Source organism: Dyadobacter sp. SRI_021, from assembly GCF_057586235.1.
Genome location: NZ_JBYCZM010000004.1, coordinates 278007 through 294386, shown reverse-complemented (window position 1 = coordinate 294386; position 16380 = coordinate 278007). Strand labels below are relative to the sequence as shown.

13 protein-coding genes are annotated in these 16380 nt (G+C 51.1%); 6 read left to right on the top strand and 7 right to left on the bottom strand.

Annotated elements, in window-relative coordinates; all coding sequences use genetic code 11:
• Positions 1 to 29 precede the first annotated feature (29 nt).
• The 4 genes from AC2YIT_RS14235 to AC2YIT_RS14220 all read right to left on the bottom strand — a co-directional run bounded on the left by AC2YIT_RS14235 (position 30) and on the right by AC2YIT_RS14220 (position 6758).
• A complete protein-coding gene (locus AC2YIT_RS14235) occupies positions 30 to 923 on the bottom strand; it encodes a Nif3-like dinuclear metal center hexameric protein (RefSeq protein ID WP_487279594.1) in 894 nt (297 codons plus the stop codon).
• 263 nt (positions 924 to 1186) lie between these two features.
• Positions 1187 to 3817: an ABC transporter permease gene (locus tag AC2YIT_RS14230; protein ID WP_487279593.1), complete on the bottom strand. Its 2631-nt coding sequence runs from the start codon at positions 3815 to 3817 to the stop codon at positions 1187 to 1189.
• The gene (locus tag AC2YIT_RS14225; protein WP_487279592.1) at positions 3810 to 6434 is read right to left on the bottom strand and encodes an ABC transporter permease; all 2625 of its coding nucleotides are present in this window, start codon (positions 6432 to 6434) and stop codon (positions 3810 to 3812) included. Before AC2YIT_RS14225 ends, AC2YIT_RS14230 begins: the two co-directional genes overlap by 8 nt.
• A 3-nt stretch (positions 6435 to 6437) precedes the next feature.
• The gene (locus tag AC2YIT_RS14220; RefSeq protein ID WP_430845733.1) at positions 6438 to 6758 is read right to left on the bottom strand and encodes a PadR family transcriptional regulator; all 321 of its coding nucleotides are present in this window, start codon (positions 6756 to 6758) and stop codon (positions 6438 to 6440) included.
• A gap of 199 nt (positions 6759 to 6957) precedes the next feature.
• On the opposite strand from AC2YIT_RS14220, the gene AC2YIT_RS14215 reads away from it, so the two are divergent.
• From AC2YIT_RS14215 to AC2YIT_RS14195, 5 genes are all read left to right on the top strand, one after another.
• On the top strand, positions 6958 to 7851 hold the full coding sequence (locus AC2YIT_RS14215) for a LysR substrate-binding domain-containing protein (protein ID WP_487279591.1): 894 nt from the start codon (positions 6958 to 6960) through the stop codon (positions 7849 to 7851).
• Between the two features lie 116 nt (positions 7852 to 7967).
• Positions 7968 to 10610: a DUF7133 domain-containing protein gene (locus tag AC2YIT_RS14210; protein WP_487279590.1), complete on the top strand. Its 2643-nt coding sequence runs from the start codon at positions 7968 to 7970 to the stop codon at positions 10608 to 10610.
• A 323-nt stretch (positions 10611 to 10933) separates the two neighbouring features.
• On the top strand, positions 10934 to 11725 hold the full coding sequence (locus AC2YIT_RS14205; protein WP_487279589.1) for a HEAT repeat domain-containing protein: 792 nt from the start codon (positions 10934 to 10936) through the stop codon (positions 11723 to 11725).
• An 11-nt stretch (positions 11726 to 11736) separates the two neighbouring features.
• The gene (locus tag AC2YIT_RS14200) at positions 11737 to 12360 is read left to right on the top strand and encodes a HEAT repeat domain-containing protein (RefSeq protein WP_430845737.1); all 624 of its coding nucleotides are present in this window, start codon (positions 11737 to 11739) and stop codon (positions 12358 to 12360) included.
• 60 nt (positions 12361 to 12420) lie between these two features.
• Entirely contained in the window at positions 12421 to 12777 is a 357-nt protein-coding gene (locus AC2YIT_RS14195) for a nuclear transport factor 2 family protein (RefSeq protein WP_430845738.1), read from the top strand.
• Between the two features lie 9 nt (positions 12778 to 12786).
• Here AC2YIT_RS14195 and AC2YIT_RS14190 read toward each other — a convergent pair whose 3' ends face one another.
• Positions 12787 to 13122 (bottom strand): hypothetical protein, encoded by a 336-nt coding sequence (locus AC2YIT_RS14190; protein WP_430845739.1) that lies wholly within the window; start codon positions 13120 to 13122, stop codon positions 12787 to 12789.
• Positions 13123 to 13188: 66 nt separating this feature from the next.
• On the bottom strand, positions 13189 to 14055 hold the full coding sequence (locus tag AC2YIT_RS14185) for an AraC family transcriptional regulator (RefSeq protein ID WP_487279588.1): 867 nt from the start codon (positions 14053 to 14055) through the stop codon (positions 13189 to 13191).
• Between the two features lie 99 nt (positions 14056 to 14154).
• Here AC2YIT_RS14185 and AC2YIT_RS14180 point away from each other — a divergent pair, with 99 nt between their 5' ends.
• Positions 14155 to 15156, top strand: coding sequence for a quinone oxidoreductase family protein (locus AC2YIT_RS14180; RefSeq protein ID WP_487279587.1), 1002 nt, complete (start codon positions 14155 to 14157; stop codon positions 15154 to 15156).
• An 83-nt stretch (positions 15157 to 15239) separates the two neighbouring features.
• On the opposite strand, the gene AC2YIT_RS14175 is transcribed toward AC2YIT_RS14180, so the two are convergent.
• A complete protein-coding gene (locus AC2YIT_RS14175; RefSeq protein WP_487279586.1) occupies positions 15240 to 16373 on the bottom strand; it encodes a LamG domain-containing protein in 1134 nt (377 codons plus the stop codon).
• Positions 16374 to 16380 lie beyond the last annotated feature (7 nt).

The following is a 16380-nucleotide window of genomic DNA, read 5'->3' as shown; positions in this document are numbered from 1 at the left end:
GCTCTTGCATTACTAACCATTATTCGAGACTAAACCCACTGAAACGGATCCCCGGACGCCACGTGCGTCACTTTAATCCCTGAAATCTTCGGTTGCAACCATTCTACAAAATATTCCATTCCAGGCTCCTCGCTCACGGCGTGACCGAGCACGATCAACACCATTGTCGATCCTAGCAGCCGCCCGTCGCGGGCGTATTCGACACCTTCCCATTCCGGCGTTTCGCCTACGATGAGCACGTCCGGCTTTTCAGCAACGGCCACGGATACTTGCCGCTGGCCGCCGGCTGCGCCGGGCATAATGGCGAGCTTGGAACAGGATTGACCCAGATCGCCGATTACACGGAGTTTCTGAATGCCTAGTTTCGTTTTGAGGTGCTTTACGAGTTCTCCAAGCGAGGTAGCAGGGATAGTCAATGCCGGCGTTTCGTTTTTGTAGTACTGCGCCCAGCCAGCTTTTTTGACGACACCGTAGCGGATCGCATCCGGTTTGAGGGAATGGCAATAGTCGTGGAAACGCCATACCGTGATCTTGTGCTTTTCGAGCAGGGCTTGCTTCTTTTTGACAACTTCATTGCCTTTTACCCATTCCGGATCGTCGCGGTGGTTGTAGAAAGTCGGTTCGTGGGCGATGATGAAGTTGGCTTTCAGTTTGGCGGCCTGTTCGATGACCGTAGCGGTGGCGAACATCGTGGTCACAATACCTGTTACGGTCTGGTTGGCATTGCCGGATTTAATGGTGTCGACCGTATCCGGGATCGGTTTCAGGTTGCCTTCTTTGAGTATCAGGTCGATAATCTGCTGGACGGTATAGGCTTTGGGGGCTGCACCGAAAAGCGTTTCGGGCGTCAGGAATGTGAATGCGCCGGCGGATAATGCGGCCTGGCCGAGGAAACGGCGACGGTTTGGGTTGGGTGTGGTCATGAGTGGTCAGATGTTGTCAAGTGTAGTCAGAAATGGTCAAGTGTGGTCATGAGTGGTCAAAGGTAGTCAAGTGTAGTCAGGTATTGTCAGAAATGGCCAAGTCTTGTCAGGTATTATCAGAAATGGATCAAATATTAGGTACGATGCGGATTTCATCCAATATAAAACAATAAATGACCATTTCTGACTACTCATGACCACTCTTGACAACTCATAACAACTCTTAACCATTTCTGACCACGCATGACCGATGTAACATCAGCCTACTCACTCCTGAGGGACTTCACCGGGTTCGTCAATGCGGCGCGAATACTCTGGAAACTAATGGTAGCCAGGGCGACAAGGGCTGAAAGCAGAGCTGCCGCGATAAAAATCCAGAGGCTGATCTCGGTTTTGTATGCAAAACCTTCCAGCCAGCGGTGCATAGCGAACCAGGCTACGGGTGCAGCAACCACAAATGCGATACCCACCAGCTGCATGAAATCTCTCGACAACAACCCGACGATACTCACCGCCGAAGCACCCATTACTTTACGCACACCAATCTCCTTCGTGCGCTGCACAGTAGAAAAGGATGCCAAACCAAGCAGGCCAAGGCAGGAAATGACGATGGCCAGCACGGCGAAATTGATGAAAAGTTCCTGAAAACGAACGTCGGCGCGGTATTGGCGGTCGTAGAACTCGTCGAGGAAAAAGTAGCTGAATGGGCGGTCGGGATGCTGAATTTTCCATTGTGTTTCAATGGCTTCCAGGGTCTGATGTATGTGATTGCCATTCAGCTTGATGGATAGCCAGTCGCCATTCCACGGATCAAGCAGGCGAAAGGTGAGGGGTTTTACTTTTTCGCGTAAAGATTTGAAATTGAAGTCCTTCACCACGCCGATAATGGTTCCCTCGCGGTCCCATTGACTGAATTTTTTGCCTATCGCCTGTGCCGGCGCATTGTACCCCAGCAGCTTCGCGGCTGCCTCGTTGATCACCAGGGCTTTGGTGCTGTCGGTAGTAAATTCCTTCGAAAACGGCCTGCCGGCCACCAGTTTCAATCCATATTGAGGAATAAAATCAAAATCGACCCGGTATACGTCCAGTGTAGCCGCCTGCATTTCGCCCCGGCTGTTCTCGATCTTCGAATGAGCATCCGAGTTTTCGCCACCCGGCACCGATGAAGATGCCGCCACGGACTCCACACCGTTCACATGCTGCAATGCAGTCTTTAATGCCTCGCGGCCACTGCCCGTACCCGACGGGATTATCAACGTTTGGTCTTTAGAAAAGCCCAGCTCATGGCTGCGCATAAAATCGAGCTGTGTGTAGACGATCATTGTGCCGATAATTAATGCAATGGAAATAGCAAACTGCACGGTAACCAGCCCTTTTCGCAGAAAATTGCCGCTACTACTCGTTGCAAACCTGCCTTTCAATACTTTCACCGGCTCGAACGACGATAGTACCAACGCTGGGTAAATGCCCGATGCCAGCCCTATCAGCAGGGAGGCACCGAACAAGATGGCTATAAACGGCAATTCTTCCGCAATGCCGTAGCTGATCGTTTTGCCCGAAAGTCGGTTGAAAAGCGGGATTAATGCGGCCGAAAGTATGACGGCAAAAACGAAACTGAGCGATGACATCAACAGGGATTCTGAGATAAACTGGCGCGCCAACGCACTTTTTGCCGCGCCGATCGCCTTGCGCACACCTACCTCGCGGGCGCGTTCGAGCGAGCGGGCGGTGGTGAGGTTCACGAAATTAATGCAGGCAATGAGCAGGATGAAAACGGCGATAATGGTGAATGTGTAGATATTGGCCAGGCTGCCCGACTGCTCCGCCTCACGGTCGGAATGCAGGTAAATGTCAAGAAGCGGTTCGAGGACGAAAGTGAACGATACTTTTTCCTGGCGGAGGAAAGCGCCGGTATGCCTTTCGATAAATGCCGGAAACTTGCTGGTAAGTACCGCCGGATCAGTGCCGGGTTTCAACAACAGGTAAGTAGTGGTGCCGAAATTGCCCCATTCTTCGTTTACGGCGGTGTTATAGTGTCGGGTATGGGTGGTCATGGAAATGAAAATGTCGCCCCTGATCTGCGAGTTCATGGGCGGCTCCTGCATAATACCTGTCACTTGTGCGGCATCCCCGGCGTCGCCGACGAGCAGCGTCTGCCCCATCGGGTCGCGGTCGCCGAAGTATTTTTTAGCAGTACTTTCGGTGAGTACCACGCTGAATGGCGCCTGCAATGCGGTTTTGGGATTGCCTTGCAGGAGTTTTAAATCAAGCACCTGAAAAAGCGAAGAATCAGCCAGGATGGTTTGTGGTTCATTGAATTTCAAATCGCCCCTACGGAAAAGGTAATTCTCCTTACTGATGCGGGTAAATGCTTCTATATCGGGGAAATCGTTTTGCAAATTGGGCCCGAATGGCCAGGCGCTGATGCTGTAATGCAGCATGCCGCCACTGTATGAAATGTCGGTTGAAAGCCGGTAAATACGGTCGGACTTTTTGTTGAATGCATCATAGGTCAGCTCGAAATGCACGTATAATGCAATCAGAAAACAGGCGGTCATACCTGCCGACAATCCCATGAGGTTAATTAGCGAGAACGTCTTATGCTTGGCCAGGTTGCGGAATGCGATTTTGAAATAGTTACGGATCATGGCTGACTGGGTGAATGCGTTTTTGGGGTATTTTTCGGCTTCTTTTCTCCATGCAAAAGGGCGTATCAGGCTAAATACGTCGCGCACGTACCGTCTGCGCGCCTCGCGAATTCCGTGCGTGCGTGCGCGGTACGCGAAGAGTTCGAGTAAATCACCTTCGAGGTCGTTAACCAGGTGGTCGGCGCAAAACCAATGCAGCAGCCGGGTGGCCCATTTGGGCGGTTCGCTATTGGGGATTTTATTCACTGCGCAAACTTTTTATCGGGTTCATCAACGCGGCGCGAATGCTCTGGAAACTAATGGTAGCCAGGGCGACAAACGTGGAAAGCAATGCCGCCGCAACAAAAATCCACGCACGGATATCGGTTTTGTAGGCAAAACCTTCCAGCCAGCGGTGCATCGCGAACCACGCTAGCGGTGCCGCGATTACGAATGCAATGCCTACCAGTTGAAGGAAGTCCCTGGACAACAGTCCGACAATGCTGGCTGCCGAAGCCCCCATGACTTTCCTGACACCAATCTCTTTTGTTCGCTGAACGGTGGAGTAAGAGGCAAGTCCCAACAACCCCAGACAGGATATAAAGATCGCCAATCCGGCAAAATTCAGGAAGAGCGCTTCGAAACGCTCGTCGGCGCGGTACTGGCGGTCGTAGAACTCGTCCAGGAAATAATAGGTGAATGGCTTGTCGGGATTCGCCTTTTTCCACTGATTTTCGATCGCTGAAAGAGTTTGTTTCACATTGCGGCCGTCTATTTTGACGGAGAGCAGGTTGCCATTCCAAAAGTCGGTAATGCGGAAGGTCAGCGGTTTGATGTTTTCCTGCAATGATTTGAAATGAAAATCCCGGACAACTCCGATAATCACCCCTTTCCGGCCCCATTGCTCGAACTTTTTACCAACGGCCTCTCCGGCGGAACGGTAGCCCAGTACTTTCGCTGTTGCCTCATTGATCATTAGCGATTGGGTACTGTCGGTCGCATATGCTTTGGAGAATGCGCGCCCGGCTACAACCTGTAATCCATATTGCCGGACAAAGTCGAAATCCACGCGGTAAACATCGAGATTGCCGGCCTGCATTTCACCAGCGCTGTTTTCCACTTTTGAATATGCCTGCGGAGTCCAGCTGCCGGGCACGGCCGCCGAAGCCGCCGCCGATCGCACCCCCGCGAAATCCAGAATGGACTCCTTAAAGGCATCGCGGTTACGGCCGGTGCCGGCCTGGATAACCAACGTCTGGTCTTTGTTAAAGCCCAGGTCGTGGCTGCGCATGAAATCGAGCTGTGTGTACACGACAATCGTAGCGATGATCATGACGATGGAAATGGCAAACTGTACGGTCACCAGTCCTTTTCGGAGCATAACTCCTTTCGAACTCGTTGTGAAACGACCCTTCAGTACTTTCACCGGTTCAAAGGAAGAGAGGACAAAGGCGGGGTAAACGCCTGCCAATGTTCCGATCAACCCCGCGAGGACTAATCCGATTGCCGCAAAAGGTATTTCATGGACGATCCCCTTACTGACCTGTTTGCCGGCGAGTATGTTGAAAAATGGCAACAAGGCAGCCGTAATAGCCATGGACAATACAAAAGCGATCATACATATCAGTACCGATTCCGTGATGAATTGCCGGGCCAACGCACCTTTGGCAGCACCCACCGCCTTGCGCATACCCACCTCCCGTGCCCGCTCCACCGAACGTGCGGTAGTCAGATTTACGAAGTTGATGCCGGCGATGACCATAATGAACAGCGCGACGGCACTGAAAATGTAAAGGTTATCGGCACTGCCCGATTCTTCCGCCGGGCGAGTTGAATGCAGGTAAATGTCCCTTAACGGTTCGAGGCTCAGGCTGATTTGCATTTGTTGCTCGGCCATCATCCTCCCGGCATGGTTTTGAACAAATGCAGGGAACTTCCTTTCCAAGGCAGCGGGATCGGTACCGGGTTTGACGAGCACGAATGCGATAGCGCCGAAGCTGCCCCATTCCCGTTCGATGTTTTTGTCCTGATGTGCGGTGTAGGTGCTCATAGAGACGAAAATGTCTCCTTTGATCTGCGAATTAGCCGGCGGGTCCTGCATGACGCCGGTAATCTGGGCTGGCTCGCTATGGTCGCCCAGCAGCAGCGTCTGACCGACGGGATCGGCGGCACCGAAGTATTTCCTGGCCGCGGTTTCGGTCAAAACCAGGCTCAGGGGCGCTGTCAGGGCCGTCTTGGGATTGCCTTTCAATAATTTTAAATCAAAAATACTGAACAGCGTCGAGTCGGCGAGTACGGTGTTTTCTTCAATGAATTTAAGATCGCCCTTCCGGAACAGCGTCTCCTCTTTTTGTACCCGCACAAAACTTTCTACTTCGGGAAATTCATTTTGCATGTTGGATGCCATCGCCCATGGGCTGATTGCGTAGCGGAGCGTTTCGGAGCTGGTTTTAATATCTGCTGCAACGCGGTAAATGCGGTCGGCTTTCTGGTTGAAAGCATCGTAGGTCAGCTCGAAATGCACGTATAATGCGATGAGGAAACAGGCGGTCATACCCGCCGACAACCCCAGTACATTAATAATGGAGAACATTTTGTGTTTGGCCAGGTTGCGGAATGCGATTTTGAAATAGTTACGGATCATGGCTGACTGGGTGAATGCAGGTTTGGGATATTTTTCGGGCTCTTTTCTCCATGCAAAAGGACGTATCAGACTGAACACGTCGCGTACGTAACGCCTGCGCGCCTCGCGTGGCCCGTAGGTGCGTGCACGCTGAGAGAACAGTTCCAGCAGGTCACCTTCCAGGTCGTTTACCAGGTGCGGCGCACAGAATCCATGCAGCAGGCGTGTAGCCCATTTGGGTGGTTGAATAGGGGCTTTCATGGTTTAGGCGGGTTTAGGAATGGCACTCCACATACGGTTGCGGATCTCACGAATATTGTCCAGTGCTTTGGTACCGGCCATCGTGATAGTGAAAAAGCGTTTACTCCGCCCGCCCCGTTCAGCCGTAGCCCCGCCCAGGCGTGACGACAGCAGGCCTTTCTCTTCCAGGCGGTGCAAGGCCGCATGTACGGCTCCAAGATTCACCGACCGTCCCATTTGTTGTTCGATTTCGTTGGTAATCGACGCCCCGTACGCATCCCCGGCCAGTATCGCGACTGCCAATAGCACTACCTCTTCAAACTCTCCCAGATAGGTTCCTTTCATAAGGGTTTTATTATTTCTGTAAATGTATAACAAATGGCGTGCCGCTATTGAGAAATGGCTTACAGGCTGTTTGAATGCATTTTTTGGAAAAATGTGTTGTCCGAAAGCGGACACCCGGTGCCAATGCCGGACAATGCGTGCGGGCATTTGTCGGGAAAGCGTTTTCTTTGCTTTTGCATATTCACAGAACAGCTGCTTCATGGTCTTCGACTTCCGCTTACAAGTTTTCCAAACCGTCGCCCGTCGCCTGAGCTTTACCAAAGCCGCCGCTGAGCTTTTTATTACCCAGCCAGCGGTAACGAAGCATATTCATGAGTTGGAAAGCCAGTTGAAAACCAAATTGTTTGAACGGAATGGGTCGAAGATCAGTCTCACAGCAGCCGGGGAAATACTACTGCATCATGCCGAGCAGATTTTCGATATTTACAGAAATCTGGAATTTGAAATCAACAGCCTTTCACAGCGCAATAGCGGCAAGTTGAGGCTGGGGGCGAGTACGACAGCCGCCCAGTACATTCTACCACCGATTCTGGCTGCATTTCATCGAAAGTTCCATAACATCGAGGTGACGCTTACCACCAAAAACACCGAGGAGATCGAGCATGCATTGCAGCATAAGGAGATCGATCTGGGGGTGATCGAGGGGTTTTCCAAGAATGCGGCTATCAAGTATACCGAGTTTCTGAAAGACGAGATCGTTCTTGTGGCGAACAGCAAAAATCCGTTGGCAGCTACGGGCATAGTGAATGCCGAGCAACTACGTGACATTCCGCTGCTGCTGCGCGAGCCGGGTTCGGGCACGCTGGAAGTAATTGCCCATGCGCTGAAGTCAATCGGGCTTGGGTTGGGCGATTTGAATGTGGAAATGCAGCTGAGCAGCAGCGAAAGTATGAAATTGTACATCCTGCATTCCGACAGTATGGCGTTCATTTCGGTACATGCGGTACTGAAGGAATTGCAGAGCAAGGAATGCCGCATTGTCGATGTGGAAGGGTTGTCGATTGATCGCCACTTTCATTTCACCACCCTGCATGGCCAGCAGGAGGCCTTACCGGAGCTTTTCATGCGCTTCGCGCTTTATCAGAGAAAATAGAGGGCTATATTGCGGGTTTTTAGAGTAGTTATGACCTGCATCCTATTTTAAGAATCTGTGTACTGTACCAATCAGCTCTTGATGAAAGGGTTGAAATTATTTTTGTTAAACTATTTATGTTAAAAATTACATTAAGCGTCTCGGCGTTCCTGCTTATGCTATGGTCGACGACGGGCACCCTTCAAAAAGAGGAAAGATCCCAACCCCGGAATCTGACCAAAGCCGACTCCCTTCCTAACGCTGCCGCATGGCCGGCAGAACTGAATGTAACGCATTTTGCAGGTCATGATCTTACGCCAAGTCCCGCCTGTCTGGCTGTGGCGCCTACCGGTGAGGTATTTGTGGGTGTCGATATGATAGGCTCACTGGGCAAAACCCCCGGAAAAGGCAGCATTGTGCGGCTTGTCGATACGAATAATGACGGCAAAGTAGACCAGCACACCACGTTTGCCATGCTGGATAACCCTCGTGGGATCATTGCGCAGGGTGACCAGGTGTTTGTTTTACATACTACTTTTTCCAAGGAAACCGGAAAGGCTTCGGGAATGGACCTGGTGGTGCTGGAAGACAAAAACCATGACGGTGTAGCCGACGGACCGGCCAGGCCGCTGGTCGAAAATGTATGTTCTCCTAAATTTCTCCAAAGCCGTGGTACAGACCACGCTACTAATGGGATCCGCATGGGTATCGACGGATGGATCTACATTGCCGTGGGGGACTTCGGTTTCCACGACGCGCTCGACCGTTCGGGCAAGAAAATGACCCAATTGGGCGGAGGTATCGTTCGTGTGCGCCCGGATGGTACCGAGATGGAGGTATATACTCACGGGTTGCGTAACATCTACGACGTGGCGATTGACCCTTATATGAACATCTTCACCCGCGACAACACCAACGATGGTGGCGGCTGGAACATCCGTTTCAGCAACCAGATCCAGTCAGGGGAGTATGGTTACCCGGTGTTGTTCAAGAATTTTACCGAAGAGATCATCCCTGCACTGATCGACCTCGGAGGAGGTTCGGGAACGGGTTCGCTCTTTATGGACGACCCGAACTGGCCGGCCAAATATAACCGTGTACCAATGATGGCCGACTGGGGCCGCAGCCAGGTGTACGTGCACCGGGTGACGCCGGATGGTCCTACGTTCCAGCAGAAGGAGGAGGAGTTTATCAAGCTTTCACAGGTTACAGACCTGGACATCGATGCTTCGGGACGTGTTTACCTGGCAGCTTGGGATGGCGCCGGATATTCGGGTAACCCGGGTAAAGGTTTTATTTCCCGTGCAGTACCGCAGGGTTGGCAATACACGGCATTCAAAGACATCAGCAAGTCGTCGGTGAAGCAACTGGCGGCATTGCTGCGGTCGGAAAGTGCTGTGCAGCGTCTGGCGGCGCAGCAGGAATTACTGAAACGCCCTTCAAAAGATGCTGCGAAGGCGGCATGGGCTGTTGCCGGGGACAAGAAGGCTCCTTTATACGTACGCGTGGCGGGTATGTACACTTACGCGCAGGCAGCCGGAACGGAAGGTATTGATAACCTTGCGAAACTTGCTTCCGAAAGCGATATGCGCGAATACGCATTGCGTGCACTGGCCGATCGTAAGCCTTATATCGCCAAAGTGCCCGTAGAGCCATTCCTGCAAGCGCTCGAAAATGGTAATGCGCGGGAGAAACTGGCTGCGGCAATCGGGTTAGGCCGTTTGGGCAGACCGGAAGGCGCAGAAGCATTGCTGAAAGTGAAAGTGCCAGGCTCTTTTGTAGCACCTGCCAAAGGAACCGAAGGTCCCCACGCAACGCCGAATTCGGCTATCGTAACTCCGCACATCGCGGTGCGCTCGCTTGTGGCATTGAATGCGGTAGACGCTTGTGTGAAAGCAATCGGTACCGAAAACTCTACGATCGCATTGTGGGCGTTGCGCTACATGCACGATCCCAAGGCTGTCGACGGATTGATCGCCGCTTATGGCAAAACCAGCGATAAGGGGTTGAAAGAACAGATCCTGATGACATTGGGCAGAATCTATAAAAAGGAAGCTGATTACGACGGTTCATGGTGGTGGAGCACACGCCCTGATACGCATGGTCCATATTATAAGGCCGTTGAATGGGAGTCGTCTGCGAAGGTGAAAGACTTTTTGATGAGAGAATTTAACGCTGCAAACGACAAACAATTCTTCGCCGATCTGAATGCGCGGAACCGCATGGGTATTACCGAGTTCGGTGGGGAAGAAGTAGCCGCTGCGAAAGAGGAGGTGAAAGTCGACCTTGAAAAGATCCGTAATAAAAAAGGGCAAGTAGGAGAGTCATCGATTGAGGATGTAATGCTGGCCATCGCGAAAATCCAGGGCGATCCGGCCACGGGACGGAAGCTGTTCACCAAACAGGGGTGCGTAGCCTGCCACAGCCTGAGCCGCAATGAGGTGATGAAGGGGCCATTCATGGGGCAGATCGGCTCGATCATGAACCGCGAGCAGATCGCGGAGTCGATTTTGAAGCCGAATGCGTCGATTTCCCAGGGCTTTGCTTCGGTAATGATCACTACCAAAGGTGATAAAACCTACATGGGTTTTGTTTCGGAAGAATCGGCTGAAAAACTGGTGATCCGTGACATTACCGGCCAGGTGAACACCATTAAAGTAGCTAATATTACCTCGCGCAAGGAACTGGAAACTTCGATGATGCCTCCGGGGCTGGCCAATGAGCTGTCTTATGAGGAATTTGCTTCATTGATCACCTTCCTGTCACAGCAGAAGAAATAGGTTACAAGCATTAACTACTGAAAGCCGGTCCTTCATTTCGTGGGCCGGCTTTTTATGTTAAAACCAAGGTTGAGATTCCGGAGATTTCAGTACTTAAAAGTGCAAAACGGTACTTTTTTGACGAACTTTTGCGGGTTTGTGACCATTTTTTTGCGGAATCTACAATTTTTGCGATAAATTAGTAGCCTGATAGAAGTAATTTGTAGTTGTTGAGTTATTTATTATTTGCACCCATCGTCTCTTACTCAACGTTTATTTATACAGCATCCCCCGGCAGGCCCGCTTTCGCCGGGGAATTTTTTTGACCAGCTTCTTCCAGTCCCGTGGCATTTTATGATTTATCAAAGTCCGAAAGAGCCGATCGCGTACTTGCGATCAAAGGAGTAATTAAGGATGCATTGCTAAGCTATAATCTTCAAAAAGTACGTCTGCTCTATTCAGATGACGATACTTACATTCGAAAGTCGGCTTACCTGGTGACGGGACGGTTATACTCCGGGGACGTCACCCTTCGCCCCGCGATCCTGGCTATGCTCTTCGAATTCAGGTCCGATCCGGATTTCAAGGTCAGACAAACGGTGATCAATGCGGCGGGCGAAATCGGTAAATGGGACTTCGAAGGAGTTCGATATTATTTCGACGAAGGATTGAAAGATCCGCATCATTCGCCGAGAAATGCGGTGATCGGCTCGGTGAAAAAAATGGGCGAGGTAAATCCTACACCGGTCCTGGCATGGGCGAGGGAGTATCTGCACCATGAGGACAAGGAAATCCGAAGAGAGATTTGCCATGGTATCGAACTGCGCGGGCGCAAGCACCCCGAAGATATTCTGCCGCTTTTGGCCGAGCTTCAACACGACCGCACGGCACGCGTACGCAATACGCTCGTGCATGTGATCGGGCAGATCGCCTACAAAAAAGGTTGCCTTGCCATCGTACTCGCGGATCTGAAAGGCTGGGAGAACCGCCCGCTCGTCGACGCAGCACTAGAAGAAATTATTGATGTACATCACCGTTATCGTAATTTCGCAGCGCTAACACAGGCGGAGGCAATCAAACTGATCGATGCGCATTATCCTGATCGTAAGCGGAAAAGTAGTGGAAAGGCGTATTAACTCAAATGTCTATGACCGTAATATCCAGACTTGCAACCTCGCTGGGCCGTCGTGATGAAGTGCCTAATCAGGAATTAGCCATCGAAATTGCCACAAATGGCGATGGTAGTGCCATTGCTGATCTGATTGAAAACCTGAGCCATAAAAGTAAGGACGTCCGCCATGACTGCATTAAAGTACTCTATGAAATTGGCGAACGGATGCCTCCGTTAATAGCAGCTTACGCCGATCAGTTCGCCGCGTTGCTCGGAAGCAAGGACAACCGGATGCAGTGGGGCGCCATGACAGCCCTGAACGCCATTGCGCGCGAAAAACCGGAAGTTGTATTTGCGGCGGTTCCCCAACTTGCCGCAGTTGCCGACAAAGGCTCCGTAATTACCCGTGACAATTTTGTCGCCATTCTCATCAAGCTCAGCGGCATTCCCGCCTATGCCGATCAGACGCTCCCCTTACTGAATGAACAAATGCTGAGCTGTCCGTCTAACCAGCTTCCGATGTATGCCGAGAATGCATTACCGGTGATCAGCGCAGCGCACAAGGCGATATTCGTGAAGACGCTTACCAGTCGCCTGGGTGATTTTGAAAAAGAATCAAAACGCAAGCGGATGGAGAAGGTTTTGAAGCGGCTTGGGTAGCAGCCCCCAATCTTCTGGCATCATTTTCGCTGGCGTTGCTCAAAACAAACGTATGTAACCATGGAGCAAGTAAATAAGTATTTAAGCGCGGCTGCGAGTGCAGCCACGGTATCGGCTTTTCTCAAAGCTTTGAACAATGGTGACTTTGAGGGAGCGGGGGAGCTCATGGACGAGAATGTGAGGTTCGAAGGAGTGCTCGGGAGTGTGGAGGGAAGGGACGAATATGTAAGGCAGATGTCGAAGATGAAACTGCGCTATCATGTGAAGAAACTGCTCTACGATGAGGATTCGGTTTCGGTACTTTATGAGATCGATATGGGCGGCAAGAATGTACTGACTGCCGGCTGGTACGAAGTGCATGACGGTAAAATCACACACATCCGTGTGATTTTCGATCCGCGGCCTGTTTTGTCATAAAAATCCAATTTACGGCTTTTTAATAAGAGTCCTTTTCCGCTTCACCGTGTAGGACGTGGTATCGGCGCCCGGCCGACCGGTACTGCTGCGGTTGCCGTCGATGCTGCCGGACGAGTTAATGGCCCCATTATCATTAAGTATCGGGCCGGTTTCCGCATTGGCCGAATCCTTCAAAATCGCATTCAGGTCCGATGAATCGGCTGTTTTGACCTGATGCCTCTTCGTCTTGCGCTGGTATTTCTGCTCCTGTCTCAATGATCGAGTCGAAGCATCGCCGGATTGCGCAAATGTGCAGGAGGGAATGACTAATGTCAGGGCAAGTACGAACGTTTTAAGCGGCTTCATGGGCGGTGGCTTTTAGTTTAGTGATTTGAACCTTCTTCAAATACTGTTCCAGGAACTTCGGGGGATCTATGTGCTTGTCATTCCCCGGTGCTTGCGACGGTATTCACCCAGGCTCATTCCTTTGCTCTTTTTGAAAAACCGGTTGAGGTGGCTTTCGTCTGTAAATGAAAGCTCGGAGGCAATTTCGTTCATACGCATGTCGCTGTGCAACAACCTGGTTTCGACCAGTTTTAACCTTGAATTGACGATGTATTCCTGCATTGTTTCATTGGTGTGTTTCTTGAAATACCTTCCCAGATAGGATTCCGATATTCCGAAGCGGCTGCTGATGCGGGCGGCCTTGATCTTTTCGGGGTGATATAGGTTGGCCTGAATATATTGAAGGATGTCAATGGCCTTTTCTTCGCTGCATTCAGTGATCTTTTCGGGCAGATACATGGCAATATTGCGCGCTACCAGGATAATCATCGTGTTAACATATTGCCTGATAAGCTCCTGGTTGTACATATCGCGGTTGACGTACTCGCGGATTATCGCCTCTACGAGCGGCTTGACAATGCGCTTGTCTGTCTGGTTTTTGAGAATGCACCCGGGTTGGTGGCTGGCATTCTGCAAGATAAATTCCAGTCTTTGCAAGAGGTCCTCCCTATGTGAGGCGCTCACCAAGGACGTATTCCGCTTGATATACACATCATTGAAGCGGATGAAAACAAACTTGGTAGTCGTCTCGATGTCGAAAGAATGCGTGTCTTCGGGGGTGAGCAAAAACATATGGCCGGCATTGTACCGGAAAGTATGATGGTTGATCTCCTGCACGCCGGTACCTTCCAGAATGTAGATCAATTCAAAAAAGTTGTGCTGATGTGTCGGTTTGGGACATTCGTCGAGCTCCTTGTAAATAATTTCGAAGGGTTCGTGCAGGTTTTCTTTCATGGCTGCGAAAAATATACCGGATTTTGGAAAAATTGTACTGTAAATATGCTTAAAAATCGGTACAAATTTGCATTGTCAAACACAAAATCGTTTTAATTTATGAAAGCAGTATTTTTGACCGATACCAATGCCCCACTCATTATCAAAGAAGTGGAAACGCCTGTGCCTGGTGAAAACCAGGTGCTTGTCAAGCTGGCCTATTCCTCCTTGAACCACCGCGACGTGTGGATTCAGAAAGGCCAATACGCCGGTCCGAAAGGAGGGCTTATCCTGGGTTCTGACGGCCTGGGCACAGTGGTTGAAGCCGGTGCGAATGCGGACCCGGCCTGGATTGGGAAGGTGGTGATCATCAACCCCAGCCACGATTGGGGCGATAATCCGGCCGCATTCGGCGACCAGTTCAAAATCCTGGGTAACCCGGAACCCGGCACCTTTGCCGAATACATTGCCGTGGATGCCCAATATATCCATGAGAAGCCGGCGCACCTTACCGATGCGGAAGCGGCAGCGCTCCCGCTGGCAGGCATTACCACCTACCGTGCCTTGTTTACACGGGCGGCGCTGAAACCTGGCGAGCAGATATTGATCACCGGTATTGGTGCGGGTACCGCTTTGCTGGCTTTACAATATGCGATCGCAGCAGGTGCTAAAGCGTACGTTACTTCCAGCTCGCAGGAGAAGATCGAAAAGGCCAAAGCGCTCGGCGCGGTCGATGGGTTTAACTACAAAGAAGAAAACTGGTTCCTGAAAGCGAAAGAGTTAACAGGCGGATTCGACGTCGTACTGGATAGCGCTTCGGGCAAAGGCTTCGATACCCTGATCGACATCGCAAAGCCGGGCGGCAGGATCGTGTTTTTCGGCGGCACCGACGGCCCAATCGGCAACATTATCCCCAATAAAGTGTATTGGCGAAACCTGTCGATCCTCGGCACGACGATGGGGACGTTACAGGAGTTTCGGGATATGCTCGCATTTACGGCGAAGCATCAGATCAAACCTGTCGTAGACAAAATATATCCGTCGTTATCGGACGCGCAGCTAGCTTTCGATTACATGCACGAAGGCAGGCAGTTTGGTAAAATCGTGCTGACAAATCAGTAGAGGAAAGGGATGAAAGGGAGGGTGGAAGACTATGAAAACTTCCTTCCTTTCATCCTTCCTCCCCTTCCTCCTTCCTTCATAGATTATTCAAAGGTAAGCCCATCCATATCTTCCAGGCGTGCTATCAATGCCCATCCGTAAAAATCGTTGGCGAGGGCCACCGTCAGTTCGTTTTTCCCGGCTTTGAAGGGTATTATAAATGCGGTGTTTTCAATGGAACACCTGCCCGCAGGTTCTTTCATGATGGGCGCGCCAAAAGTGTTTTTATCGACATACAGGTAGCGGCCGTTCAGGAACACCCATACGTCGTCGCTGAATCCCATCGCGATCTTTTTTTTCTGGTCTGTTTTGGAATTGATATTGACCTTCATCCAAACGAGGCGACGCTCCTTGCTCATGCCGAACTTACGCGTCAGGTTCATCATTCCTCTTCTTTCGGCCCATATCGTTTCCCACATTGTTTCTGCTTTGGGTGCGTAATCAATGCTGAAATCCACATTTTTCGGCAATGCGGCAGGTTGGGACACCTGCCACTTGCGCAGGTAACGCGGATCATGCGCAACCGGATCGGTGCCCTCGTACGCGGGAAGCCCCTCGGTCTGTCCGGGCTTGATTACCAGGTTTGAAACAATGCCCTCGCCTTCGAATGCGAGCGTTCCTTCCGAAATATTGCCTTCCATCCGTGGCACTTCCATGGTAGGTCGCTGCATATCGTTCACAAACACCCGCAGCTGATAACCCGATGCAATCAGCTTTACATGGTTCCAGGTTTTGTTCTGAAAATTGGCTTTTCCCTGGTAGTGCGGCAGCAAGTCCCAGAGGTTCACGCCATCAATAGCGGGTGTATACTGTACAGCTTCAATGCCCGTAGAGTCGCCCGCGCGATGGGTACGGAAATAAAAAAGCTCGGTTTCCTTGCTATCCTTGTATCTGAAATAGAATGACGCAAACCGCTGATCGGTGGGAATGTAGTCGAACTCGATGGTGCCGTTCGAAAATACGGTATTCTTCAAGACGACCTGGCCTGGTTTGGGGAGTACTTTCAGCGCCGGCCGGCCATCATACGTCGTAAATTCGGCGTTGGCGCCAGGTGCATCCCAATGTTCGGCAGTGAGGGCTATCCAGTTGCCGGAGTCTTTTTCGGTGGTTCTGGCTTTCTTTTGACCCAATGCAGCGAAGGTAATGGCGGAGAGAGCAACTAGAATTAATTTTTTCATGGCTAAT